The sequence below is a fragment of the Paenibacillus hubeiensis genome (assembly GCF_032334105.1).
In the GTDB taxonomy this organism is placed as follows: Bacteria; Bacillota; Bacilli; order Paenibacillales; family Paenibacillaceae; genus Paenibacillus; species Paenibacillus hubeiensis.
This window is the reverse complement of sequence record NZ_JAVYAE020000022.1, coordinates 43416-66316: the sequence shown is the minus strand read 5'-3', so window position 1 is coordinate 66316 and position 22901 is coordinate 43416. Positions and strand designations below refer to the sequence as shown.

Here is a 22901-nt window from a genome sequence, read left to right as displayed (position 1 = left end):
CTCTAGCGCCGATGGTACTTGGACCGCAGGGTCCTGGGAGAGTAGGAAGCCGCCAAGCGAAGAACCACTGCCGATGTCATCGGCGGTGGTTTTTATTTTGTATTTATACTATCGAAATCTGTTTCCTTTTTGAAATGGATTTACAAAAGGAAGGTAACAGTTTTGTTACGGAAAGCGCAGACAAAACCAGTATAATAGGACTATGTTTATTATGCTAAAAGTACCTGACCCGAGAGCTGGAATGTGCAGCTGTGAAAAGGAGGGTGTGCATGTTTAGTTGGCGCAGACTAGTGCTGTATTCTTGTTTATTAAGCTTGGTGATTGTGCTAGCTGGCTGCGGTGAAGATTCTGTCGCTTGGAACTCCTATGAGGGTGCGGTGAACGAAAAGAGCTTCCCGGTTCCGAAAGTGGCCAATAAAAGCGAGCAATTCGAAAACCGTTCCGACATGGATTATGTTCGATATACGATTTCCGGAATCAGCGAAAAGACCAGCTTGCCAGAGGTTTATTTGGATGAAATCAAAAGTTGGGGATGGACGGAAGAAGCCTCCAGCAATACAAGTGAGAACTCAAGTTCAACCCGTGTGTTTGCCAAGGATGGACATCTTGTTCATTTAGCCGTGCATGATGGATTCTTTACGCTAATGGTGCCTAGAACGGATGCAACCGCAGCCAAGGTAAAGTCCATGGATGATGACGAAGACTGACCGTGTACGAGGATTGCTTGGCCAGAGAAGGTTAAGTAGGTATCGGTGATTGTATATGAGATAAGAGGCCCTGATCAATGAATCAGGGCTTTTTCGTCGTGGGAAAGAGAACGTTATCTACCAACCACTATATGCGTGAACAGCTGAAGCAAAGGCATCCAACCAGCGACATGTATATGATAGGGTGTGGTGCAGAAGCAGGGATGCTGTTTCATCGCAAGCAAGCATGCATGTATGCTGGTCAGTCAAAGTGGATCCCTATCTCATCAATGCATGTTCGAACTTCGAGGAGGAGTCGGTGCTGCACTCTGGGGATAAGTTTGGTATTAATATGCTTACGTTCTTTGTGGATAAAAGAAAAGCGAGAAAAGCCAAAGAGGTTATCCACTGTGGATAACCTCTTTGGTACAGCATCAACTTTGAACTATGATGGCCGAAGCGAAACGAATAACCATTTCATTGCAGATAATAAGATACATCCTGCGGGTTCAACTTGATGAGCCCGTCTTTTCGCTGGCGGGAGAGTGCGGCCAAGACGTAAAGGCGCGGTACTAACAACCATATATGCCAAAAGATTAACGAGATCGTAAAGGACAATGGTGACCAGATTAAACAAACGGTGATGATACAGAGACCAATCCAACTCAGATTGAGGTGGACTCTGGCAAACATGCGGTAACTAAAATGCTGGCTGGGAATATAGCCAAACCAGGGCATCTGGAAACTCCAATGCCAGCGTTTTACATACGATGAACCCAGGCTGAGAAGTATAGTTCTGGCGATAACATAGTGGATCCAAACCGTTAGGGGGCCAGCCAGGACAAAAAAGAAAAGTGATGTCCAAGGGAAGGCAAGCAAGTTAAACAGAAGCATGACGACAGGCAAACATAAATAGCTGTTAACGACGCTGCGGGGGATATTCTTTTTTTTCAGAAGCCGGTATTGGTAGAATGTTGCTTTATTCTCCGGTTCGGGAAACATACGTGTTCAAATCCTCCTTGTGAATACGTTTGATTAAAAAGTGTGAGTCGTACATGATGGTGATCCGTGAGTGGTTATGTAATAATGCAGCATGGCAATCCTGACTGCGACAGGTTTTGGTCAAATTGAAGGAGAGGCATAAGCAGCATATCCCGAGTTACTTTCGCTGTCAGGTCTGAAGAATTTGCGATGTAATATATATATCGGCGGCGATTCGGTGATTTTTTAAGGTTAACGAAGATTAGTTTTCGATAAGGCTCGGTTGTTTTTTTTCGGTACAGACACCCGACGGCAAATGGGCGAATATATATATTTTGAATCAAGAAAGCACTATGAAAAGGTTTAAAATAATAGAAAGTGTGCCATACTGATAGTAAACGTAAATAAGGTGGGATGGTTGATGGAAGAACGCGCCGAACACGTCTGCATTATTTGTGAAGAGAAAAAAAGAGAAGGCATATTTATCGTATCCGAATTCATATGCGACGCTTGCGAGTCTGAAATGGTTCATACCGATGCACAAGATGCCAAGTATCCTTTCTTTATCCATCAGATGAAGCAGATTTGGGTACAAAAGAACGCATAATATGATCGCCGTATATATGTGAGACAAACATAGACGGAAGGCCCTGTGAGGCCTTTTTCTGTTGAAATCCGAAATGGGAGTCCGCAAATGCTTGGTATCGGAGATAAGCTGATATAATAATATTGATTTTGATATTTCATTTCTAAATGTTCAGGAAGGGTAACTTATGAACGATAGATCGCATCATGCACCACTATATGAGGCATTGCTGGCTTACCGGGAATCAGGCAACCGTTCCTACCATGTCCCGGGTCATAAAAATGGACAAGCATATCGTAGAATGCCAACGAAAACGGAGGGAGAAGGTGTAAGAGTAGAGGATGCCATTCCATCTGGCGCGGCGGTCTCCTCCGAATTCGTGGGGCGGAAGACGGTTAAAGGTGAAATGGATCACCGCTCTCTCCGATCATCCGGTACGCCTGATACGGCGTTTATGGATATGATGCGTATGGACGTAACAGAAATCACTGGCACAGACGACCTCCACCAACCGGAGGGTGTCATTTTGGAGGCGCAGCAGCTCGCGGCAGACTGTTATGGGGCGGAGGAGAGCTTCTTTCTTGTAGGCGGCAGTACGGTTGGCAATCTGTCGCTGCTGCTGACGATTTGCAATGAACCGGGGAGTGTCGTTTTGGTGCAGCGGAACGTGCACAAGTCCGTGATTCACGGTTTGATGCTGGCGGGGGCGAAAGCGGTATTTCTTGAGCCATGGGTCGCTGCTGCAAGTGGACTTGCGGTCCTACCGTCGGTTGAGACGGTCCAGGCTGCTGTCCAAGCGTATCCCGAGGCAAAGGGGGTACTTGTTACGTCGCCGAATTATTACGGCATGGGCAGCGATCTGACGCCCCTTGCCGAGGTTTGCCATGCAGCAGGCATGCCGCTGCTGGTGGATGAGGCGCATGGCGCCCATTACGGCCAGCATCCGCAGCTGCCGAAGTCCGCCCTGTCCTGCGGAGCAGACGGGGTGGTTCAGTCGACGCATAAGATGCTGTCGGCCTTCACCATGGGGGCCATGCTGCATGTCCAGGGACCGCGCATCAACCGATCCCTGCTGCGGCAGCGCCTGGCCATGGTGCAGAGCTCAAGCCCATCCTACCCGTTGATGGCTTCGCTCGATCTGGCGCGCCGGCACCTGCATGTGCACGGCGCAGAAGCCTTCACGGCGGGACTTGTCGCCGTGGAAGCCTTCAGGCGCGGCCTTGCGGAGCTGCCGCGCTTTCGGCTCCTGCAGCCGGCACAGCCGTGCGCTGCAGGATACACCGCTCAGGACCCGTTCAAGGCCGTCATTCATGACGGCGCAGGGGTGCTGAGCGGCTACAGGCTGCAGCAGCAGCTGGAAGCCCGCGGCTGCGTGCCTGAGATGAGCGACGAGCGATACGTCGTCTTGCTTTTCAGCCTCGGATCGACGATGCAGGATGCGGAGCACCTGCTTCGGGCTTTGGATGAAATCGATCAGGCCAACCGCCCGGGGCAAGAACTATTGCCGCAGCCTGATTCAGGGGTAGGGATGACTTATATTTCCACGTGGAACAATTTAGAAAATGCCAAGCCTTTTTCGGATCCGGTTCCTTTTTCGCTGCAACCTGTTCTTGAAGGGGACATGTCTTCTGTATCGATTGAGGAAAGCGTTGGGCACATATCTTCAGAGATGATTACTCCTTATCCACCCGGAATTCCTTTGGTTTATCCTGGCGAACGGATCACTTCTGCCATGGCAGCGCGCTTAAAGCTTCTGAGCCAGGAAGGGGCTAAATTCCACGGTGCTTACGATCCCCGATTGCAAACTTTGAAAATCAAAAAAGACGGGGTTCACTGAGCATGGGACGCTTGGTCCATCGAATGAAAAATCTGCATATAGCTGACCACATGGGCTTGATCATGTATAGTATTATGTGAGAAACAATGATTTGTACATGCCCATGAAACAATGAGTGGGCCTGATCATACACCTCTGGGCGCATGGATTCATAATGTGGAGCAAGAGACCGCATCCCATGCCAATGAACAGTCGCCGAATCAACCAAGAACCGACGCAATCAACGATATAGAAAGCAGGGAAGTATATGCAGGGCAGAGGTCAATTCATTACGTTGGAAGGAGGAGAGGGCTCTGGGAAAACGACGATGATCGCCAGCTTGGATTCTTATTTTCGTGAAAAGGGTACTCCGTATATAGTGACACGGGAACCGGGAGGAATCGAAATCGCGGAAAAGATTAGAGAAATCATCCTTAATCCTCTTCATACGGCAATGGATGCACGAACAGAAGCGCTGCTGTATGCAGCCGCAAGAAGCCAACATCTCGCTGAAAAGGTGGAGCCTGCGCTTGCTGCAGGAAAGACGGTAGTGTGTGACCGTTTTGTCGATAGCAGCCTGGTTTATCAAGGCTACGCCCGTGGATTGGGCATGGATAACGTATGGACCATCAATCGATTTGCCATCGGCGATCTGATGCCTGACATTACGTTTTATTTGGATATCGAGCCAGAAGTCGGTCTGGGGCGAATTAATGCCCATCAGGGACGCGAAGTCAATCGCCTCGATCTGGAGAGTCTCGAATTTCATCACAAAGTGCGGGAAGGGTACCTGCTCTTGAAAAAACAATTTCCGGAACGCATTCGCATTATTGACGCATCGGGCACACCTGATGAGGTCGCAAAGGCGATGATTTTGTCGCTGGACGAGGGATATTGAAGGAGTTTGGCGAGTAATTGTCAAATATATTAGGCAAGGCATTTCCGAAATGCCAATTCTGAAGGAGGTAATGCAGGATGAAACTGATTGTTGCGATTATACAGGATAAAGACAGCAACCGATTGTCCAGTGCATTGGTAAAAGCAAACTTTCGGGCAACCAAACTGGCCAGTACCGGTGGATTTCTGAAGGCCGGAAACACCACGTTTATGATCGGTGTTGACGACGGTCAGGTTGAGAATGTAATGAACGTCATTCGCAGCAGCTGTAAGGTTCGTGAACAGCTCGTGACTCCGGTCACTCCAATGAGCGGTACAACCGATTCGTACCTGCCGCTGCCTGTGGAAGTGCAAGTGGGAGGGGCCACTGTATTTGTTCTCCCGGTAGACCGCTTCGAACATTTTTAATCGGATCAGAACATATATACCTCGGCGGAACAGTACCTGATATGGCATTTAAACCTTCTGCTACGCGCGGTCTGGCTTCCCTGAGAGTAAATTTAGACATACGTTTGTGTTATGATGGATATAGGACATGAAATATAAATGTGTCTAGTGCCGTTAGCACTTTTCGTGACTTCGTTCTCCGTCCAAAATGACAAACCTGATCGGCCAGTGTTCAGCGGGTATCTTTTGGCTGGAGAACGATGACGGCTTGATGTTGTACGACGAACTCTTTTCTACCATTATATATAGTGTATTGAACGTCAGAAATCGAAAAAGGGTTTTCTTCCATGCACAGGCGCAGCGCGTACTGTGCTGATGGTCGATCACCTACTATAACAGAAGGCGGGCGTTTTATGAAAATCAATCCTGGCTTCAGGCCGATGCAGAGCGGGATCAGTTCGGCCGATACCGGATCCAAGCCGATTCAGTCGAAAAGCTTTTCCGATATGATGCAGCATCAGGGCGAGCGTGCTTCTCAGGCCGAGTTGAATCGCAGATTAAGCGAGATTCAGATGCAGGGTGAGAGGCTTGCCCGCTCTATGACCATCCGTGAACTGAAGGCGTACAAAACTATGGTTAAGCGATTCCTGGAGGAGACGGTGCGCCGCGGCGTATCGATGAAGGAAACGCGTGGATGGGATCGTCGGGGAAGAGGCAAGCGGTATAAACTGATTGATGAGGTAGATTCTGCGTTACTCGCTATGGCGGATGAGCTGTTGGAAACGGAAGAAGGCAAGATTACGCTATTACAGCAGGTTGGGGAAATTCGGGGAATGCTTATTAATTTAAGCTTCTGAGGAGGAAACATGTCCTTTCAACAAATTATGGGCCAGCAGGCGGCCAAGCAAATGTTACAGAGCAGTTTGAGACGACAGGCCATAAGCCATGCATATCTGTTTAGCGGCCCGACGGGCAGTGGCCAATTGCAGACTGCGGTTACGTTTGCCAAGGCTATTTTCTGCACGGAGCTAGAGGATGATGCATGCGGACATTGTCTTGAATGCCGTAAAGTAGAGCACGGTAACCATCCGGACCTAACGATGATTGCACCGGATGGAAGCACCATCAAGATCGATCAGATCCGGGATCTGCAACGGATGTTTTCATATCGATCAGAGGCAGAACACCCGAAAGTATATATTATTGAACAGGCCGAAAAAATGACGGTGCAGGCTGCAAACAGCTTGCTGAAGTTTTTGGAGGAGCCCCAGGTTCCGGCGGTAGGCATTCTGATTACCGACAATGGCCAGGCCATGCTCCCGACCATTCGTTCACGCGCACAGCTCGTGCCTTTTAATGCACTCCATCCTGAGGAAATGCTGCAATCGTTGACGCTGGAAGGATATACTGGAAATCTGGCTCGTACTGCCGTTCACCTGGCTTCGGGACTGGAAGGATGTAGAGAAATCCTCCAGCAGAATTGGTTTGCAGAAATTAGAAACGTAATGTTACAATTAGGGAAGGAGTCCCTGGGCAGAGGCAGTACATCACTGATATCTGCGCAGCAGAAAATTTTTAAAACAGGACTCTCTGAGCATTTGGACATGCTGTTCAGCCTGTTCCATATTTGGTTCAGGGATATGCTGTATGTCCAGGTTGGTAGGCATGAACATATCGTTTTTATAGATCAGTTGGACATGCTGTCTCAATTGGCACATACCCGAAGCACAGAGCAGTGGGTCTCCTATATGGATTTGGCCGCGGCATGCAGGAAAAAATTGCGTTTCAATGTCAATGGCCAGCTTTGTCTGGAGCAATTTTTGATTGGTCTGGCATAAGACTTGTGATCACTTCGGCGGAATTGCCATAAGAATACAGGGCTTCAGACGAAGTGGGGTTGGCTTACGAGGGGGTTAATTTTTTGTATAGTGTAGTGGGTGTCCGTTTCAAAAAAGCGGGCAAAATTTATTACTTCGATCCCCTGGACCTTCCCATTGAAAAAGAAAACTGCGTTATCGTGGAGACAGCGCGGGGGGTTGAGTACGGTAAGGTTGTTGTTGGCAAGAAAGAAGTAAGCGAGTCCGATGTAGTGTTGCCGCTTAAAAAAGTCATTCGCGTAGCCGGGGAGACTGATGCCCGGGTTGTTGACGAAAACAAGCGTGCAGCCAAGGAAGCATTCGGTACTTGTTTAAATAAAATCAGAGACCATGGACTCAAAATGAAGCTGGTCGATGTAGAGTTTACGTTTGATCGCAACAAGATCATTTTTTATTTTACGGCTGAAGGAAGGGTGGATTTCCGGGAGCTGGTGAAGGATTTGGCCAGCATTTTCCGTACGCGGATCGAGCTGCGGCAGATCGGTGTTCGGGATGAAGCCAAAATGCTTGGCGGTATTGGTCCCTGCGGCCGCGTGTTATGCTGTTCCTCCTGGCTGGGAGACTTCGAGCCGGTATCCATCAAGATGGCCAAGGATCAGAGCTTGTCACTGAATCCGACGAAAATTTCCGGGTTGTGCGGAAGGCTCATGTGCTGTCTGAAATTCGAGCATGATAATTACGAAAGCGTAAAGGAAGAACTACCGGCCGTTGGCAAGCTGGTTATCACCTCCTTGGGTGAAGGGAAAGTGGTCGCCATTAACGCAGGCAATCGTACGGTGCATGTTCAACTGTTCGAGATCAGTAAAGTCAAAGAACTTCCGCTGGATGACGTCGTTATCAAGTAAACCATTATAGGTTGCTTCGGGGTGGAAACTTGGAAAAGAAAAATCTGTTTACGCATATTCATGAGATGGAAACCCAATTGGGTCAATTGCACAGTGATTTGGGAGAGTTAAAAATGATTGTTAAGGAGCTGCTGGAAGATAATCAGCGGCTTACCATTGAGAATGAGCAGTTACGCAAACTGTTGAAACGTGAAACGCCGGCAGAGTTGCCTGTGTCCTCCGCACTCGCTCCGGTAGCGAGGCCTGCTGGCCCCGATCCGGGCGAAGACGTGGTGGGCGAAGGATACGACAATTTGGCTCGGCTGTATCACGAAGGGTTCCATATCTGCAATGTCTATTATGGCCATTTGCGAACGGAAGGCGATTGTCTGTTCTGCCTGTCTTTTCTTAATAAATGATGTGACCGTAGGGAAGAGCCCCTACGGTTTTTTTTCAAGGTTGGAAACATTGAAGGATAGTATACCGGAGGATGAATGCAATTGACGAAGGTGAATTCAGTGCCACTATACGAGTCTGAACGGCTTGACGATCTGTTGACGCATGATCTGAACATTATACAAAGCGATGAAGTTTTCAGTTTTTCCATGGATGCAGTTCTTTTGGCACGATTTGCGGCTGTACCCAAGTATGGGCGAGTCTTGGATCTGTGCACCGGAAATGGAGTCGTCCCGATTCTATTATCGACGCGAACGCAGGCCCGACTGGAGGGGATCGAAATTCAGCCGAGGTTGGCCGATATGGCCAGACGCAGCGTGAAGTTGAATGGTCTGGAAGACATCATTACAATCCACGAGGGAGATCTGCGCGATTGGGTGAAACAAACCGGGCATGATGTCTATGATGCGATTACCGTGAACCCTCCTTACATGCCCTTAAACGGAAGCGACATCAAGGTCAATGTACATCAGGCCATGGCAAGACATGAATTGGGATGTACGTTGGAGGAGGTCATTCAGGCGTGTACCCGTTTGGTTCGTCATGGAGGCAAGGTGTTCATGGTACATCGACCACAGCGGCTTGCTGAAATAATATCGCTCATGAGGCAGTACCGGCTTGAACCGAAACGGATCCGTTTGGTACATCCACGCGCCCATCTTGAAGCCAATATGGTATTGATCGAGGCACACAAGGGAGGCAAGCCTGAAGTAAGGATGCTGCCGCCGCTCATTGTTTATAATGAAGAGGGGGCATACTGTGATGAAGTTATGGAGATTTACTATGGCTCCACGAATTCGAAACTTGGGCAGGAAGGAGGAGAGTAAATGACGCTGCACGTTCAAAAGAGTTTTGCCGACCAACCGGAGCATTACGGCAAATTGTATTTGGTAGGAACTCCGATCGGTAATTTGGATGACATGACCTTCCGTGCGATCAAGACACTTCAGAGCTGCGACATTATTGCAGCAGAGGACACGAGGCAAACGCGAAAATTGTTGACCCATTTCGAAATTACGCCATCCATGCTGTTCAGCTATCATGAGCACAATAAGGTGGCCAGCGGGCCTGAACTGATACGCTATATAATAGAAGGAAAAAATTTGGCGCTGGTTAGCGATGCCGGTTTGCCGGCCATTTCCGACCCTGGTTCCGACCTGGTCAAGCTGGCTCTTGAAGCCGGAATTAGCGTTGTTCCCATCCCGGGTCCCAATGCCGCGTTGTCGGCGCTCATGGTGTCGGGACTATCGACGGAACGCTTTACTTTTGGCGGATTCCTCCCGCGAGAGAAAAAGGACATGCGCAAAGTGCTGGAAGGGTTCAATGAATCCAATGGAACGTTGTTGTTCTATGAATCGCCGCACCGTATACGCAAAACGTTATCCGTCCTGGAAGAGCTGCTCGGCGATCGTTCGGTTGTGCTTGCACGTGAACTGACGAAACGGCATGAGGAATTTGCGAGGGGAAGTATTAGCGAGTGCATGGAATGGCTGGATGAGCACCCTCCGCTTGGCGAGTACTGCCTTCTGGTGGAGGGCATTCGGGAGGAAGAGCGCAAGGCGGAGCGAGAAGCATGGTGGCAGCAAATGTCCTTGGAGGAACACGTCAGCCATTATGAATCAGAAGGATTCAACCGGAAAGACGCGATGAAAAAAACGGCGACGGACCGAGGCTTATCGAAACGCGAGGTATACAATGCTTTGGTATAATGGTTTGCATGTTCCTGAAAAAGGAGAACATATCCTTAAAATGGATGACTTTCAACCTTAATGTAATATTAAAGAAATATGAAAAAAGGAAGCGACGAAAAAAAATTTTTTCATCGTTTCCTTTGATGATTACGGGGTAATGCCCTAAGACAGGATCGAGCGGTTTGGGCAACTCCAAAAAAAAAGACCTTCCAACGATGGGGTTCACATCGGGAAGGCAACCAAGGAATATAAAAAGGTTAGAATTAACAATGTTATAAGTCCATTATACCTGATCTTTCTTATTTTGTCACAGGTGCAGGGATTTCAGAAATACATTCGTTGCAAACAATTTTACCTTTGAAGTATGTCACGTTTTCGGCATTTCCGCAGAAGATGCATGCTGGCTCATATTTTTTCAGCATGATGCGTTCGCCATCAACGTAAATTTCAAGAGCATCTTTCTCGCCGATACCCAGAGTACGACGCAATTCGATTGGAATAACTACCCGTCCCAGTTCGTCTACTTTTCTTACAATACCTGTTGATTTCATCATTATAATCAGTGCTCCTCTCAACTAACTATCAGTAGTTCAGTGTCATTATTCGACATTATTTTATGTTTTATGATACTCATCATACCAACGATTCCCAAAACAGTCAACCTTAAAATTTGCTTAAAATTAAGGTTATTTTTGATAAGGTAACGGTGGGCAAGGGATTGGGGCAGTTTTTTCGCAAATAGACACGAAGTTCGGCTTTGTCGATTTGGAAGACGACAAAATCACTGTATTCGACATAATTCGTCATTGTTTGTCGAATGGTTGATGTGCTTTTCGCCAAAATCCAATAAACTGCAGTAACAAACGTATCGTAGACTTAGATCAGGAAATCATCTTAAAGGAGTGAGTTAACATGGAGCAGCGCTTGACGGAAGAAAAGGTGTTTAAAGATCCCGTACATAATTACATTCATGTGCAAGATCCAATCATTTGGCAATTGATCAACACGCCCGAGTTCCAACGGCTGCGTCGCATCCGTCAGTTAGGGACATCCTATCTCACGTTTCATGGTGCGGAACATAGCCGGTTTTCCCACTCGCTTGGCGTATACGAGATTACGCGCAAAATCATCTCGCAGTTTGAACGAAGCCATTATCCTGATTGGCCAAAAGAAGAAAAGATTGTGGCCCTTTGTGCAGCATTGCTGCATGATCTGGGGCACGGTCCATTTTCCCATTCCATTGAAGAGGCATTCGATATGCATCATGAAGATTGGACCTGTCGTATTATTCTTGGCGATACCGAAGTGGGGGCGATTCTGAGAAGGTATGCTTCCGACTTTCCGGAGAAAGTCGCTTCCGTGATTCAGAAAACATACGACAAACCTATTGTGGTCAATTTGATCACAAGCCCTCTGGATGCGGACCGAATGGATTATTTGCTGCGCGACGCCTATTTTACGGGCGTAAATTATGGGACGATCGACCTTGATCGAATTTTGCGAATGTTGAGGCCCTACCATGGCAGAATCGTCGTCAAGGAGTCGGGCATGCATGCGGTGGAAGATTACCTGATGTCCCGTTATCAGATGTACTGGCAGATCTATTTCCATCCGGTAACACGAAGCTCTGAAATCATTCTTAGGCAAATATTCAAACGGGCCAAACAACTGATGAAGCAGAATTTTAACTTCCGTTTCATGCTGGATCCCCTGCCGCAGCTGTTTGAGGGGTCGCTCTCGGTCAAGGAGTATTTGCAATTGGATGAAGCGCTCATCCAGACCGCCTTTATGCAATGGCGTAAGGAGAACGATGCCATTCTTCGAGAACTGTGCGAACGCTTCATGGATCGCAGGTTGTACAAATACGTAGAGATTGAACAGCATGACGTAGCGTTAATGGATGACATTCGGAAGGCCTTCGCCGAAGTGGGACTGGAGCCCGAGTACGATGTCGAAATTGATTTTCCAACTGATCTTCCGTATGATGTGTTTCGTCCGGACGAATCGACGGAGAAACAGATTTTGCTGCTGGATCGCCAAGATAAATTGCATGAATTATCCGAGGTATCCGATATTGTTCGTTCGATTAGCGGCATACAGCGTGGAAAGCATCATCTGTATTATCCGCAGGATAAAGTGGATGCCGTTCTTCACCATCTTCCAGCCCATATACGCCGTTATTTTTCTTGAAGCTGCACTTATTTTTTTTATGATACAGTAATCTGCTTTAATGGAGAGTAAATGTAGATCGACATAATTTTGTAATTCATTATTTTTTTCCGGACAGACCATTAAAGAGAAGGAGATGTAACCATGATGTTATTCGACACTCACACGCACCTGGATGCGCCGCAATTCGACGAGGATAGGGAGGAGGTCATTCAACGTGCTGTCGACGCTGGCGTCGGACGCATGATTAATGTCGGTTTTAATCGGGAAACTATTCCATCCACCATGAAGCTTGCCGAAACGTACGAGTTTATCTACGCCGCGGTCGGATGGCATCCCCAAGATGCCATCACCATGCAGGAGGGCGACCTGGAATGGATCGCTGATTTGTGCAAACACGAAAAAGTCGTAGCCATTGGCGAGATCGGGCTTGACTACTATTGGGACACCTCCCCCAAGGATGTTCAGCATCGCGTTCTTCGCCAGCAGATCGGATTGGCTCGCGAGCTGAAGATGCCTATTGTCATTCATAACCGGGACGCGCATGAAGACATTGTGAGAATTTTGCGTGAAGAGAAGGCGTCAGAGGTCGGCGGTGTGATGCACTCGTTTTCGGGGAGCTGGGAAACGGCAAAACTTTGTCTGGATCTGAACTTTGACCTTTCCTTCGGTGGACCGATCACGTTTAAAAATGCCAAGCAGCCAAAAGAGGTACTCGCCAAGGTGCCGATGGACCGGTTTTATATCGAAACCGACTCCCCTTATCTTACTCCTCATCCATTTCGAGGAAAGAGAAATGAGACGGCTCACGTTCGCCTCGTGGCTGAGGCAGCTGCCGAAATCAAGGGTGTATCGGTCGAGGAAATTGCGGCAATTACAAACAAAAATGCCATGGGACGTTTTGGGATTCGTTGAAAATCGGAGTAATTCAGGTGAAAAAACGAGCTAGACGGAGTGAATTTGCTTTTTGATCCAAATAAACGAAGTTTATTACAATATTTTAACCAAATATTTAGAAAAACGTAGTTGAATGCTGCTTTACAACATGCATCGAAACAGGATATCATCTTTTCAGTGAATTGTTGCGTGGAAAAAGGACAGATGTTCGGGGGATAGCAAAAGGGACTCTTCCTTGAACGCAGCGTTTACTTTCATGAACCAGTCTCGCTGAGTCTCCGAACACGGAGAGCGGGGGAACCAATAGGGCTTGAATATCGGTGAAATTTCCCGATCCGCGTCATTCGCTGACCCAAAAGCAGCGGATGGACTGCGAAGCCGTATTTGATTTCTTCTTTGGGTCTCGGGGTGAATTCAAGGGTATCCGCCATGAGCGGGTGACCGGAGATAGGGCGGCTCTCTTTCGTCCGAACCCGACAGCTAACCTCGCAAGCGGAAAAAGAGAGGTAATCTCGTGCATGAATTTCCGATATTCAAAATCATTCGGAAGCCACGAAAGAGTCCTCTTAGCTCTTTCTTTGGCTTTTTTGTTTTTGAATAAAAGAAATGCGGTCATCATAGAGTTCTTTTTAGGATGACTGATCTCATGTTGCGAAGAAGGGTTCATGGTGCAGAGCCGGTTGTTGTTTTGACCCGTTCTGTAGAAAATTTCGGTATAGTCGCGTCAAAGACATCATGCATTACTTTAGACGGCGGGGCTATGAAGGAGGACGGAGAAGTGGGCGCATTCCAACCAGAGGAGACCCATGAGTCACGATCATCCAGTAAGTCTTACGCGTTGAGGTGGAAGCATGAGAACTTGCGTCAAATTGCGTTGATCGCTATTTTCTCAATCGCACTTACAATCATGATCTTGTTAGTCGTTTATGGTCAGGCCGGAAAACAAATATCACTGGTGATTGACGGCAAATCTCAAGAGGTTGAGACTCGTACAGGATTGCTTCAGGAATTGCTGGATGAGCAATCCATCACGGTAGGGCCTCACGATGAGGTATCCATGCCATTGAACGGGTCCATTACGGATGGCGATCGCATCGTCATCGAGCGTGCTGTTCCAGTTAATGTTACGGCAGACGGAGACACCAAGACTCTGTATACAACGGATGCATCGGTGGAAGAAGCCATTCAAAAGGCGGGCATCACCGTAGGGAATGAAGACAAAATCTATCCAGCCTTGGATACTTCGATCAAGAAAGATATGAAAATTCGCGTAGTGCGGGTAACAAAGCGTACAGTCGACGTTGAACAGCCGATCGCATATAAAGTGGTCAAAACGGCTGACCCGAGCCTGTACAAGGGTGACAATCGAGTCATCGTGAATGGCAAGGAAGGCACATTGGTGCAGCATATCGAAAAGGTATTTCAGGATGGAGAATTGGTCTCCAAAAAAATGGTCGGCAAGACGGTGACTACGAATCGCGTGGATAAAGTCATTGCGGTGGGAACCAAAGCAAAACCGGTTGTCAAGGAAGAGCCTGTGGTTCAAACCGTATCGGCCCAAACTTCGAAAACTAAATCGGCTACAACGGCAAGCTCGACCAAAAAGTCTGCTTCGGGCAGCAAGGTCATCACGGTTTCGGGCACGACGTTCAAATATTCCAAAGTCCTCAAAAACGTAACCATGACGGCGTACTCCGCCGAAGAACCGGGAATCGGAACCAAAACGGCTTCCGGTACGAAGGTAACCGAAGGACGCACCATTGCCGTGGATCCGAAAGTGATTCCGATTGGTTGGTGGGTTTACATCGAAGGCCTCGGCTTCCGTCGCGCAGAGGATACGGGAGGGGCAATCAAAGGAAACAAAATCGATGTTTATTATGATAGCGTGAAGCATGCCCTGAACTTCGGAAGAAAGAAAGGCAAGACGGTATATGTCATCGGTCCGGTGAAGCCGGAACTGAACTAAAATCGTTTTACTTTAAATAGGGAATGCTATAAAATAGTGCATGATTGAATCATGCGGAATATGCGGCAGTGGGAGCAAATGCTTTTCACGTCGTTTGCCAGAGAAGAGGGTCCTCCTCTTCTTTTTGCGTTAGAAAGGGAGAAATCGAACATGATAAAAGAAGTGATCGTGGTGGAAGGCCGTGACGATACGGTAGCGATTCGGCGGGCGGTGGAAGCCGACACGATAGAAACGGGAGGATCCGCCATTAATGATCGCATCCTGAGTCGCATTGCGCTTGCCCAGGAGAGACGGGGAGTCATCGTGCTGACCGACCCGGACCATGCCGGAGAGCGCATTCGCAAAATTATTGCGAATAAGGTGCCAGGCTGCAAGCATGCGTTCATTCCGGAAGCGGATGCTACCCGCAAGGGCGATATTGGCGTGGAGAATGCTTCGCCGGAGGCGATCCGTCTGGCGTTGTCCCGCGTTCATACATCGTATGAAGGGGTTCCTAGCCTGATTGACTGGGAAGATCTGATCGAGGCGGGATTGATCATACATCCCAGGGCTTCCGAACGCCGGATGCAGATGGGCAATCTGCTGGGTATCGGCTATTGCAACGGCAAGCAGTTTCACAAGCGGCTGGGCGTGTTCCAGATTACCCGGGAGGAGTTCCTGGCCGCTCTGGCAAAAATTGAACGTGAAGGAATGTGAGGAGCATGAAGGGCATGGAAGAACGGTTGGAAATTGCTACACCCAAACGCACGAAGGAAATTATCGCTCGACACGGATTTTCCTTCAAAAAAAGTCTGGGCCAAAATTTTCTGATCGATCAGAATATTTTGAATAAAATCGTAGACGCTGCCGATCTGGACGAGTCCAAGGGTGCATTGGAGATCGGTCCCGGCATTGGGGCATTGACAGAACGCCTGGCTCGCGTAGCGGGGACTGTAACAGCCGTAGAGATTGACCAGCGGCTGCTGCCGATTCTAGACGAGGTTATGGAGCCGTATTCCAACGTAAGAGTGCAGCATGGAGATGTGCTGAAACTGGATCTGGCGGAGCTGTTCCGCAATGATTTTGGTTCGGTGGACAAGGTAAGCGTGGTGGCCAACCTGCCTTATTACGTGACCACACCCATCATGATGAAGCTGCTCGAGGAGAAATTGCCGGTAGATCGCATCGTGGTCATGATTCAAAAGGAAGTGGCAGAGCGCATGGCGGCTGCTCCGGGCTCCAAGGACTACGGCAGCCTTAGCATTGCGGTTCAATACTACAGCGAACCGGAGCTGGTTTGCATCGTGCCGCATACTGTCTTTATTCCGCAGCCGAATGTCGAATCGGCTGTCATCCGGCTGAAGGTCCGCGATGAGCCTCCTGTTCGGGTTCCGGACGAAGCATTCTTTTTCGAAGTGGTTCAGGCTGCTTTTGCGCAGCGGAGAAAAACGATATCGAACAATCTCAAAGCCAGATTTTTCACCAAGGAAAATCGGGAACAAGCCGATCAATTGCTTGAACAGGCGGGAATTCAGCCTTCCAGACGGGGAGAGACACTCAGCCTTCAGGAATACGCAGCGCTTAGTACCGTTATGTGGGAAGCAGGCATTCGCGATTAAGGCTCCCAGCCCCGTTCGTTCTTCACATTTTCGGTTTGGATGAACCAATCCGGGTTCCTGCCCATACGATGGGGTAGAGGTGATGATGTTGATGAATGTCGGAGATCTGGTCGTTCGAAGATCATATGGCGGAGACGTAACTTTTCGGGTAGAGGTCCTTCAACTGGATAAAGCGATCATCAAGGGAACCGAATTCCGGTTGCTGGCCGATTCTCCGCTAGACGATTTGATACAGGTGACTCAAGAGGCGCAGAGTGACAAATCGAGACGCGCACATGTGAAAGCACACCAGACGCTCACGCGTCTGCAGCAAAATCGGATGGACCAGGCTGAACGAAACCGGGAAGGCCTGCTTCAAGAGTGGTCTGCCCAAGAGCCCGCCTACTTTGAAATGCCGGGTAAGGTGCTGCATCTGGACGGCGACCCCAATTATCTGAAAAAAAGCATGAATCTGTACGAACAGCTCCGCGTGCCGGCCGAGGGCCATTATGTGCATGAATCGGCAATGGCCGATACCTTGTACCACCTTTTACCCCAAGTGCGTCCCGACATTGTCGTGATCACGGGGCATGATGGAGTGCTGAAGTCCCGTCAGCCCTATGACCTGTATAGTCTTTCGAGCTACAAAAACTCCCAAAACTTCGTGTCTGCCATCCAGGTCGCACGCCAGTACGAACGCCACTTGGATGCACTCACCATCGTAGCGGGAGCCTGCCAGTCCCATTTTGAAGCTTTATTGCGGGCAGGGGCGAACTTCGCCAGCTCGCCGGGCCGTATACTCATTCATGCCCTTGATCCCGTATACGTGGCTTCAAAGGCAGCATTTACTTCGGTAAGGGAAACGGTGAACATGAATGATATTCTGCACAATACTATTAGTGGCAGCCAGGGAGTTGGCGGTGTGGAAACCCGAGGCAGCTACCGCGTCGGTTTGCCGGGGCTCAACGATTTATCTACGCTCAAAGTCAATCCATCGGTTGTGTAAGGGTGGGCAGAGGAAGTCCCAAACAGGGGCTTTTTTTGTTGCAAAAAAATTCATTGACAACTGCTTTTACAGGTTGATATAATATTTGTCTTTAATTTGACATTGACTGTAAAAAGAGGTATAATGGACAAGAAAAGAGGTGGTCGTCGACAATGGCTAAAAATACGCTGTTGGATATCAAACGCAATCTCGATGCTCATATCGGTCAGAAGATCATGCTGCGCGCCAATGGTGGCCGCCGCAAGACGATTGAGCGTACAGGAGTATTGGAAGAAACGTACCCTTCTGTTTTTATTGTCAAGCTCGATGAGGAACACGAAACCTTTAAGCGAGTTTCTTACAGTTATGCCGATATACTTACGGAGTCGGTGGAGGTCATGGTGGTTGATCCCGGCCAATCTACCGATAACTCCTTCATGGAGACGTAAGCAAGATTTGACAATGCGGTTTGCCGATCAGGCGAGCCGCATTTTTTCGTTTCCGGCATATTTCTCTCCGCGAAGACAGGAATGAGACGCAGGGGCACTTGGCATACTATGCGGACAGGCTCAAAACCATTTGCTTTACCCTTAGGTTTGATGCCTGTAACGGATATGCAGCATGAATCACTGTGGTGGTCTGGACTAATCATGGTTTAATTTATGCGAGGAGGACGATGGCATGAGTCGGAGAAGAAGAAGCGTAATGTCGGAAGAGCTGAAATACGAGCTCGCCAAGGATCTTGGTTTTTATGATACGATCCAGCAGGAGGGCTGGGGGGGCATCAAAGCCAAGGATGCTGGAAACATGGTGAAACGGGCCATCCAGATGGCAGAGCAGGCGGCGCGCAAATCGTAAGTGGTTTAAAAGCTAAAGGGCGGGGGAATCCGTTAGGAGCACCTCGCTTTTTCCCCATACATGGCGAATGGCAATGACTTGACAGTCCCATTTTGATATAATATGTTAAGTTGTCTTAGGGAAAAGGTGAGGACGGGTGAACGCCTTGAAAATTTACGAAAAAGCGCCTGCTAAAATCAATTTGATGCTGGACGTCTTACATAAACGAAGCGATGGATTTCATGAAGTGGAAATGATCATGACGATGGTTGATCTTGCCGACCGGTTGGAAATGTCGGAGCTTCCGCGCGACACGATCGTCATTTCCAGTCAGGCAGGGTATATCCCGCTGGATGAGAAAAATTTGGCTTTTCAAGCAGCCCGATTGATCAAGGAGCGTTATGACGTCAAGACCGGCGTGCACATCCATCTGGATAAAAAAATTCCGGTGGCGGCAGGGCTCGCCGGAGGGAGCAGCGATGCAGCGGCTGCCCTGCGCGGCTTGAACCGTCTCTGGAAGCTGGATATCCCCGACACAGAGCTCTGGAAGCTCGGGGCCGAGCTAGGGTCGGACGTTCCGTTCTGCATTACGGGAGGAACAGCGCTCGCCACAGGCCGGGGAGAGAAGCTTCGGGCGATTCCGAATCCGCCGCAGTGTTGGGTCGTTTTGGCCAAACCGCCTATTAACGTATCCACAGCGGACGTATATGGGCGATTCCGCAGCGACAAAATCGTTCGGCATCCAAGTGCGGAGAAAATGGAGCAAGCCATACGTAACGAATCATTCCCTGAGGTGTGCGCACAATTAGGAAACGTGCTTGAGGACGTGACGCAGCGGCTGTATCCTGAAGTCCGGCATCTGAAGGAAGCCATGATCCGGCTTGGGGCGGATGGAGTTCTTATGTCGGGGAGCGGTCCAACCGTATTTGGGCTTGTCTCGAAGGAATCGAAGGTTGCCCGCATATACAACGGGCTTCGCGGTTTCTGCAAAGAAGTGTATGCGGTACGCATGTTGACTTAAATTTACATTTTAATGTACAAACACGTATAAAGGTGTTATATTTTTAGATAATTATTCGGATTTGGATGTTTCCGTGATCGTGAGGATGGATCTCTGTGAAGAAATTAAAACGAAGCGCAAGGCTGGTTGAAATGACGCAGTACTTATTGGCAAGACCGCATACAGTCATTCCGCTCACCACTTTTGCCGAACGTTACGGTGCCGCGAAGTCATCAATTAGCGAAGATTTGGCGATTATCAAGGAAGTGTTCGAAGAAGGTGGATCGGGCGAGCTTTTAACGCTGGCTGGGGCGGCTGGAGGAGTGAAGTGGATACCGAAAGTATCCAGAGAACATGCTCTTCATTTTGCTGAAAAATTATGCAGTGAACTTGAACAACCGGATCGGATCTTGCCGGGAGGGTACCTGTACATGTCGGATCTTCTAGGTGAACCTTCCCTGATGAACGAGGCAGGCAAAATTTTCGCCACGGCATTTGGCGGTATGGATATCGATGTGGTCATGACGGTGGAGACCAAAGGAATACCGCTGGCGTATGCGACCGGAGCCCAACTTAACCTGCCTGTCGTTCTCGTTCGCAGGGACCATCAGGCTACGGAAGGATCGGCTGTTAGTATCAATTACGTTTCCGGGTCCCATAAAAGCCTGCATACAATGACCCTGTCCCGCAGGGCTATGAGAGAGCATTCCCGGGTCCTGATCGTGGATGATTTCATGAAAGCGGGAGGAACGGTTCAAGGGATGATCGACTTGCTGGCCGAGTTTAATGCAACGGTTGCCGGTGTAGGCGTTTTGGTGGAATCGGGAGCGGTGGATTCGGAGGAAAGACTGCTGACCGATTACGTCTCTTTGGCCAAGCTGACAGCGGTTGACGCCAAGAGCAGACAGATTTCCGTGAAGCCGGGGAACTACTTCGATCAGTAAAATGTTGACGGTTTACGTGTCGAGAAAGCTTCTATTCCATCGATCAAACATGAATACTGTCGAATTGTGTATTAAATAAAAAAATTCCTGATATTAGGACATTTTTATGGTTCTAAAAGAAGGAGTTCGTATATGCTGTGTGGAATTATACACCAAGTTCTGATGGAAAAAGGTGGTGAACACACATGCAAATTACGGATGTCAGACTCCGCCGAGTTAACTCTGAGGGGAGAATGAAGGCAATCGCATCCATTACCATCGATAACGAATTCGTCGTTCATGACATTCGCGTCATTGATGGCAACAACGGAATGTTTGTTGCAATGCCGAGCAAGCGGACTCCTGACGGAGAATTCCGTGATATCGCCCACCCGATTTCTTCCGGAACGCGCGAGAAGATTCAGGCTGCTGTTTTGACTGAGTATGACCGTGCCGCGACTGAGGAAGAAGTCATTGAAGAAGGTGCCTGAGAACATTATTGGGGTTCAAAGGAAAAGAGAGCCATGTCTTATGGCTCTCTTTTCTTTTTGTCCGGAATAAGATATATTCAGTATTGAGTTTATTCATGCAGGAGATCTGCGCAGCGACTGTGTTCCCATGTTTCGCATGGGTAATATGCGTGCGCAAAAATATATACGGCAGGCGTATTCTGAAAGCGTCGTGACATTCGAAGGCTTACAGATAATGGCGTATACGTATAACTGCGATGATCGGTGTCCGCGTTGTTACGTGTCATGACTGAGACAGTGGTTGATGAACAAGACCGGCTCAAGCCGGCTGAACGTTGCTCGTTGACAAGGCTTCGCAAAAGGGGATGTCAATGAGGATTTTCAGAACAGGAGGTCGTGGATTTTGAAAAAAATGGCAATCGTTCTTGCTGCAGGGCAAGGCAAACGAATGAAGTCGAAATTGTACAAGGTGCTGCATCCCGTATGCGGCAAACCGATGGTTGGCCACGTACTGGATGCAGCGCTTCGGGCAGGTGTTGAGCGTACTGTCGTCGTGGTTGGCCATGGAGCCGAAGCGGTGCAATCCTTTTTGGGTACAAAGGCGGAATATGCGCTTCAGGCCGAGCAGTTGGGCACAGGGCATGCCGTTAAACAGGCAAAGGATCTGCTCGGAAGCGAGTCAGGATCGACGATTGTCGTTTGCGGCGACACACCGCTGGTAACCAGCGAGACGTTGCAAGGACTGATGGAGCTTCACGAAAGCCGAGGGGCGGCAGCTACCGTCTTAACGGCAAATCTGGATCAACCTCATGGATATGGCCGCGTCATTCGCAGTGAAGACGGGTCCGTACTGCGGATCGTGGAACAAAAGGATTGCAACCCGCAGGAAGATGCAGTGAAAGAGATCAATACGGGGACGTACTGTTTCGATAATGCAAAACTGTTTGCCGCCTTGGAAAAAGTGACGAACGAGAACGCTCAGGGGGAATTTTACCTGACGGATGTGATCGGCATTTTCCGTAACGAAGGTGAAGTTGTGGAAGCATACATGTCGGATGACATCGCTGAATCGATCGGAGTCAATGACCGACTGGCCTTGTCCCAGGCGGAAGGATTCATGCGTGAACGTTTGGCCAAACATCATATGCTGAACGGGGTTACGATCATTGATCCGGCATCGACATATATCGGGGCAGATGTTACGATTGGAGCAGATACCGTACTCTATCCGGGGACCGTTCTGAAAGGAACAACGACGATCGGCGAGGCTTGCCAGATCGGGCCGCATGCGGATATTGAGGATAGTGTCATTCATAACGGCGTGGCCATCAAACATTCGGTTGTTTCGAAATCCGAAATTGGAGACGAAGTGACCGTGGGTCCGTTCGCCAACTTGCGTCCAGGCACCAAATTGGGACGCAAAGTGAAAATCGGCGACTTTGTCGAAGTGAAAAATGCTACAATTGATGAAGGCTCCAAAGTGTCTCATTTGAGTTATGTTGGAGACGCCCAAGTGGGCAAAAACGTTAATATTGGTTGTGGTGCAATAACGGTGAATTATGATGGATATAATAAGGCAGTGACGACAATCGAAGACGATGCGTTCGTGGGCAGCAACGTCAATCTCATTGCACCGGTAACGATCGGAAAAGGAGCATACGTTGTAGCCGGTTCCACGATTACCCATGCTGTTCCCGATAACGATCTCGCCATTGCGCGTCCACGCCAAGAGAATAAAGCGGGCTATGCGGAGAAGATCCGCGGCCGTGCAAAAGCAAAGAAACAAGCGAAGTCCGAGTAAACTCGGGATATCTATATTCCTTTTTTCCTTCCGGAAGCCCGGAAGGTGCCGACATGTCGCAGACGCTTACAGATT

The 22901-nt window shown here is 48.8% G+C and carries 25 protein-coding genes and 1 riboswitch; of the genes, 23 read left to right on the top strand and 2 right to left on the bottom strand.

The features are described 5' to 3' along the window. Positions 1 to 269 precede the first annotated feature (269 nt). Positions 270 to 707 (top strand): hypothetical protein, encoded by a 438-nt coding sequence (locus RSX24_RS30355; protein ID WP_236421362.1) that lies wholly within the window; start codon positions 270 to 272, stop codon positions 705 to 707. 456 nt (positions 708 to 1163) lie between these two features. On the opposite strand, the gene RSX24_RS30350 is transcribed toward RSX24_RS30355, so the two are convergent. Beyond that, positions 1164 to 1688: a hypothetical protein gene (locus tag RSX24_RS30350; protein ID WP_343262704.1), complete on the bottom strand. Its 525-nt coding sequence runs from the start codon at positions 1686 to 1688 to the stop codon at positions 1164 to 1166. Positions 1689 to 2088: 400 nt separating this feature from the next. Between RSX24_RS30350 and RSX24_RS30345 the strand changes: the two genes are divergently transcribed. The 10 genes from RSX24_RS30345 (at position 2089) to rsmI (ending at position 10219) form a co-directional block, all read left to right on the top strand. Continuing rightward, a complete protein-coding gene (locus tag RSX24_RS30345; RefSeq protein WP_236421359.1) occupies positions 2089 to 2274 on the top strand; it encodes a sigma factor G inhibitor Gin in 186 nt (61 codons plus the stop codon). 166 nt (positions 2275 to 2440) lie between these two features. After that, positions 2441 to 4090 (top strand): aminotransferase class I/II-fold pyridoxal phosphate-dependent enzyme, encoded by a 1650-nt coding sequence (locus RSX24_RS30340; protein WP_343262703.1) that lies wholly within the window; start codon positions 2441 to 2443, stop codon positions 4088 to 4090. 247 nt (positions 4091 to 4337) lie between these two features. After that, the gene (tmk, locus tag RSX24_RS30335) at positions 4338 to 4967 is read left to right on the top strand and encodes a dTMP kinase (RefSeq protein ID WP_236421357.1); all 630 of its coding nucleotides are present in this window, start codon (positions 4338 to 4340) and stop codon (positions 4965 to 4967) included. 77 nt (positions 4968 to 5044) lie between these two features. Further along, a complete protein-coding gene (darA, locus tag RSX24_RS30330; protein ID WP_236421356.1) occupies positions 5045 to 5374 on the top strand; it encodes a cyclic di-AMP receptor DarA in 330 nt (109 codons plus the stop codon). A gap of 392 nt (positions 5375 to 5766) precedes the next feature. Further along, positions 5767 to 6210: a YaaR family protein gene (locus RSX24_RS30325; protein WP_339275460.1), complete on the top strand. Its 444-nt coding sequence runs from the start codon at positions 5767 to 5769 to the stop codon at positions 6208 to 6210. A 9-nt stretch (positions 6211 to 6219) separates the two neighbouring features. After that, positions 6220 to 7191, top strand: coding sequence for a DNA polymerase III subunit delta' (gene holB, locus RSX24_RS30320; RefSeq protein ID WP_343262702.1), 972 nt, complete (start codon positions 6220 to 6222; stop codon positions 7189 to 7191). An 83-nt stretch (positions 7192 to 7274) separates the two neighbouring features. Further along, the gene (locus RSX24_RS30315) at positions 7275 to 8075 is read left to right on the top strand and encodes a PSP1 domain-containing protein (RefSeq protein ID WP_236421353.1); all 801 of its coding nucleotides are present in this window, start codon (positions 7275 to 7277) and stop codon (positions 8073 to 8075) included. Positions 8076 to 8104: 29 nt separating this feature from the next. Next, positions 8105 to 8473, top strand: coding sequence for a DNA replication initiation control protein YabA (gene yabA, locus RSX24_RS30310; RefSeq protein WP_236421352.1), 369 nt, complete (start codon positions 8105 to 8107; stop codon positions 8471 to 8473). Positions 8474 to 8548: 75 nt separating this feature from the next. After that, complete coding sequence (locus RSX24_RS30305) at positions 8549 to 9337, top strand: tRNA1(Val) (adenine(37)-N6)-methyltransferase (protein WP_343262701.1); 789 nt, start codon at positions 8549 to 8551, stop codon at positions 9335 to 9337. Continuing rightward, positions 9338 to 10219 carry a 16S rRNA (cytidine(1402)-2'-O)-methyltransferase gene (gene rsmI, locus RSX24_RS30300; protein WP_236421350.1) on the top strand — a complete coding sequence of 294 codons (882 nt, stop codon included), beginning with the start codon at positions 9338 to 9340 and terminating at the stop codon, positions 10217 to 10219. Positions 10220 to 10500: 281 nt separating this feature from the next. Here the strand turns inward: rsmI and RSX24_RS30295 are convergent, their stop codons facing one another. Further along, positions 10501 to 10755, bottom strand: a complete 255-nt coding sequence (locus RSX24_RS30295; protein ID WP_024633700.1) for an AbrB/MazE/SpoVT family DNA-binding domain-containing protein — start codon at positions 10753 to 10755, stop codon at positions 10501 to 10503. 358 nt (positions 10756 to 11113) lie between these two features. Between RSX24_RS30295 and RSX24_RS30290 the strand changes: the two genes are divergently transcribed. The 12 genes from RSX24_RS30290 (at position 11114) to glmU (ending at position 22826) form a co-directional block, all read left to right on the top strand. After that, the gene (locus tag RSX24_RS30290; RefSeq protein ID WP_343262700.1) at positions 11114 to 12391 is read left to right on the top strand and encodes an HD domain-containing protein; all 1278 of its coding nucleotides are present in this window, start codon (positions 11114 to 11116) and stop codon (positions 12389 to 12391) included. Between the two features lie 123 nt (positions 12392 to 12514). Next, positions 12515 to 13285, top strand: a complete 771-nt coding sequence (locus tag RSX24_RS30285; protein ID WP_236421348.1) for a TatD family hydrolase — start codon at positions 12515 to 12517, stop codon at positions 13283 to 13285. Positions 13286 to 13525: 240 nt separating this feature from the next. Then, positions 13526 to 13778: riboswitch (cyclic di-AMP (ydaO/yuaA leader) on the top strand. A 267-nt stretch (positions 13779 to 14045) separates the two neighbouring features. Further along, positions 14046 to 15233, top strand: a complete 1188-nt coding sequence (locus RSX24_RS30280) for a resuscitation-promoting factor (RefSeq protein WP_236421347.1) — start codon at positions 14046 to 14048, stop codon at positions 15231 to 15233. A gap of 150 nt (positions 15234 to 15383) precedes the next feature. After that, complete coding sequence (gene rnmV / locus RSX24_RS30275) at positions 15384 to 15929, top strand: ribonuclease M5 (protein ID WP_236421346.1); 546 nt, start codon at positions 15384 to 15386, stop codon at positions 15927 to 15929. A 5-nt stretch (positions 15930 to 15934) separates the two neighbouring features. Continuing rightward, entirely contained in the window at positions 15935 to 16831 is an 897-nt protein-coding gene (gene rsmA, locus RSX24_RS30270; RefSeq protein WP_236421345.1) for a 16S rRNA (adenine(1518)-N(6)/adenine(1519)-N(6))-dimethyltransferase RsmA, read from the top strand. 91 nt (positions 16832 to 16922) lie between these two features. Next, entirely contained in the window at positions 16923 to 17816 is an 894-nt protein-coding gene (gene yabG / locus RSX24_RS30265) for a sporulation peptidase YabG (RefSeq protein WP_236421366.1), read from the top strand. A gap of 152 nt (positions 17817 to 17968) precedes the next feature. Then, complete coding sequence (gene veg, locus RSX24_RS30260) at positions 17969 to 18244, top strand: biofilm formation stimulator Veg (RefSeq protein WP_236421344.1); 276 nt, start codon at positions 17969 to 17971, stop codon at positions 18242 to 18244. Between the two features lie 232 nt (positions 18245 to 18476). After that, entirely contained in the window at positions 18477 to 18653 is a 177-nt protein-coding gene (locus RSX24_RS30255; protein ID WP_236421343.1) for a small, acid-soluble spore protein, alpha/beta type, read from the top strand. Positions 18654 to 18798: 145 nt separating this feature from the next. After that, positions 18799 to 19653, top strand: coding sequence for a 4-(cytidine 5'-diphospho)-2-C-methyl-D-erythritol kinase (gene ispE, locus RSX24_RS30250; RefSeq protein WP_343262705.1), 855 nt, complete (start codon positions 18799 to 18801; stop codon positions 19651 to 19653). 95 nt (positions 19654 to 19748) lie between these two features. Then, positions 19749 to 20576, top strand: coding sequence for a pur operon repressor (gene purR, locus RSX24_RS30245; protein WP_236421342.1), 828 nt, complete (start codon positions 19749 to 19751; stop codon positions 20574 to 20576). A gap of 185 nt (positions 20577 to 20761) precedes the next feature. After that, positions 20762 to 21046: a septation regulator SpoVG gene (spoVG, locus tag RSX24_RS30240; protein ID WP_017691372.1), complete on the top strand. Its 285-nt coding sequence runs from the start codon at positions 20762 to 20764 to the stop codon at positions 21044 to 21046. A 391-nt stretch (positions 21047 to 21437) separates the two neighbouring features. Further along, entirely contained in the window at positions 21438 to 22826 is a 1389-nt protein-coding gene (gene glmU, locus RSX24_RS30235; RefSeq protein ID WP_438286908.1) for a bifunctional UDP-N-acetylglucosamine diphosphorylase/glucosamine-1-phosphate N-acetyltransferase GlmU, read from the top strand. Positions 22827 to 22901: the final 75 nt, after the last annotated feature.

What these genes read in the sequence shown, in the direction of transcription:
- rsmA (WP_236421345.1), top strand. Translation starts at nt 15,935, where the DNA reads ATGAAGGGCATGGAAGAACGGTTGGAAATTGCTACACCCAAACGCACG.
- RSX24_RS30345 (WP_236421359.1), top strand. Translation starts at nt 2,089, where the DNA reads ATGGAAGAACGCGCCGAACACGTCTGCATTATTTGTGAAGAGAAAAAA.
- RSX24_RS30295 (WP_024633700.1), bottom strand. Translation starts at nt 10,755, where the DNA reads ATGATGAAATCAACAGGTATTGTAAGAAAAGTAGACGAACTGGGACGG.
- holB (WP_343262702.1), top strand. Translation starts at nt 6,220, where the DNA reads ATGTCCTTTCAACAAATTATGGGCCAGCAGGCGGCCAAGCAAATGTTA.
- RSX24_RS30290 (WP_343262700.1), top strand. Translation starts at nt 11,114, where the DNA reads ATGGAGCAGCGCTTGACGGAAGAAAAGGTGTTTAAAGATCCCGTACAT.
- rnmV (WP_236421346.1), top strand. Translation starts at nt 15,384, where the DNA reads ATGATAAAAGAAGTGATCGTGGTGGAAGGCCGTGACGATACGGTAGCG.
- RSX24_RS30255 (WP_236421343.1), top strand. Translation starts at nt 18,477, where the DNA reads ATGAGTCGGAGAAGAAGAAGCGTAATGTCGGAAGAGCTGAAATACGAG.
- RSX24_RS30305 (WP_343262701.1), top strand. Translation starts at nt 8,549, where the DNA reads ATGCAATTGACGAAGGTGAATTCAGTGCCACTATACGAGTCTGAACGG.
- RSX24_RS30340 (WP_343262703.1), top strand. Translation starts at nt 2,441, where the DNA reads ATGAACGATAGATCGCATCATGCACCACTATATGAGGCATTGCTGGCT.
- tmk (WP_236421357.1), top strand. Translation starts at nt 4,338, where the DNA reads ATGCAGGGCAGAGGTCAATTCATTACGTTGGAAGGAGGAGAGGGCTCT.
- RSX24_RS30350 (WP_343262704.1), bottom strand. Translation starts at nt 1,688, where the DNA reads ATGTTTCCCGAACCGGAGAATAAAGCAACATTCTACCAATACCGGCTT.
- darA (WP_236421356.1), top strand. Translation starts at nt 5,045, where the DNA reads ATGAAACTGATTGTTGCGATTATACAGGATAAAGACAGCAACCGATTG.
- RSX24_RS30355 (WP_236421362.1), top strand. Translation starts at nt 270, where the DNA reads ATGTTTAGTTGGCGCAGACTAGTGCTGTATTCTTGTTTATTAAGCTTG.
- rsmI (WP_236421350.1), top strand. Translation starts at nt 9,338, where the DNA reads ATGACGCTGCACGTTCAAAAGAGTTTTGCCGACCAACCGGAGCATTAC.
- RSX24_RS30325 (WP_339275460.1), top strand. Translation starts at nt 5,767, where the DNA reads ATGAAAATCAATCCTGGCTTCAGGCCGATGCAGAGCGGGATCAGTTCG.
- glmU (WP_438286908.1), top strand. Translation starts at nt 21,438, where the DNA reads ATGGCAATCGTTCTTGCTGCAGGGCAAGGCAAACGAATGAAGTCGAAA.
- RSX24_RS30285 (WP_236421348.1), top strand. Translation starts at nt 12,515, where the DNA reads ATGATGTTATTCGACACTCACACGCACCTGGATGCGCCGCAATTCGAC.
- veg (WP_236421344.1), top strand. Translation starts at nt 17,969, where the DNA reads ATGGCTAAAAATACGCTGTTGGATATCAAACGCAATCTCGATGCTCAT.
- spoVG (WP_017691372.1), top strand. Translation starts at nt 20,762, where the DNA reads ATGCAAATTACGGATGTCAGACTCCGCCGAGTTAACTCTGAGGGGAGA.
- yabG (WP_236421366.1), top strand. Translation starts at nt 16,923, where the DNA reads ATGAATGTCGGAGATCTGGTCGTTCGAAGATCATATGGCGGAGACGTA.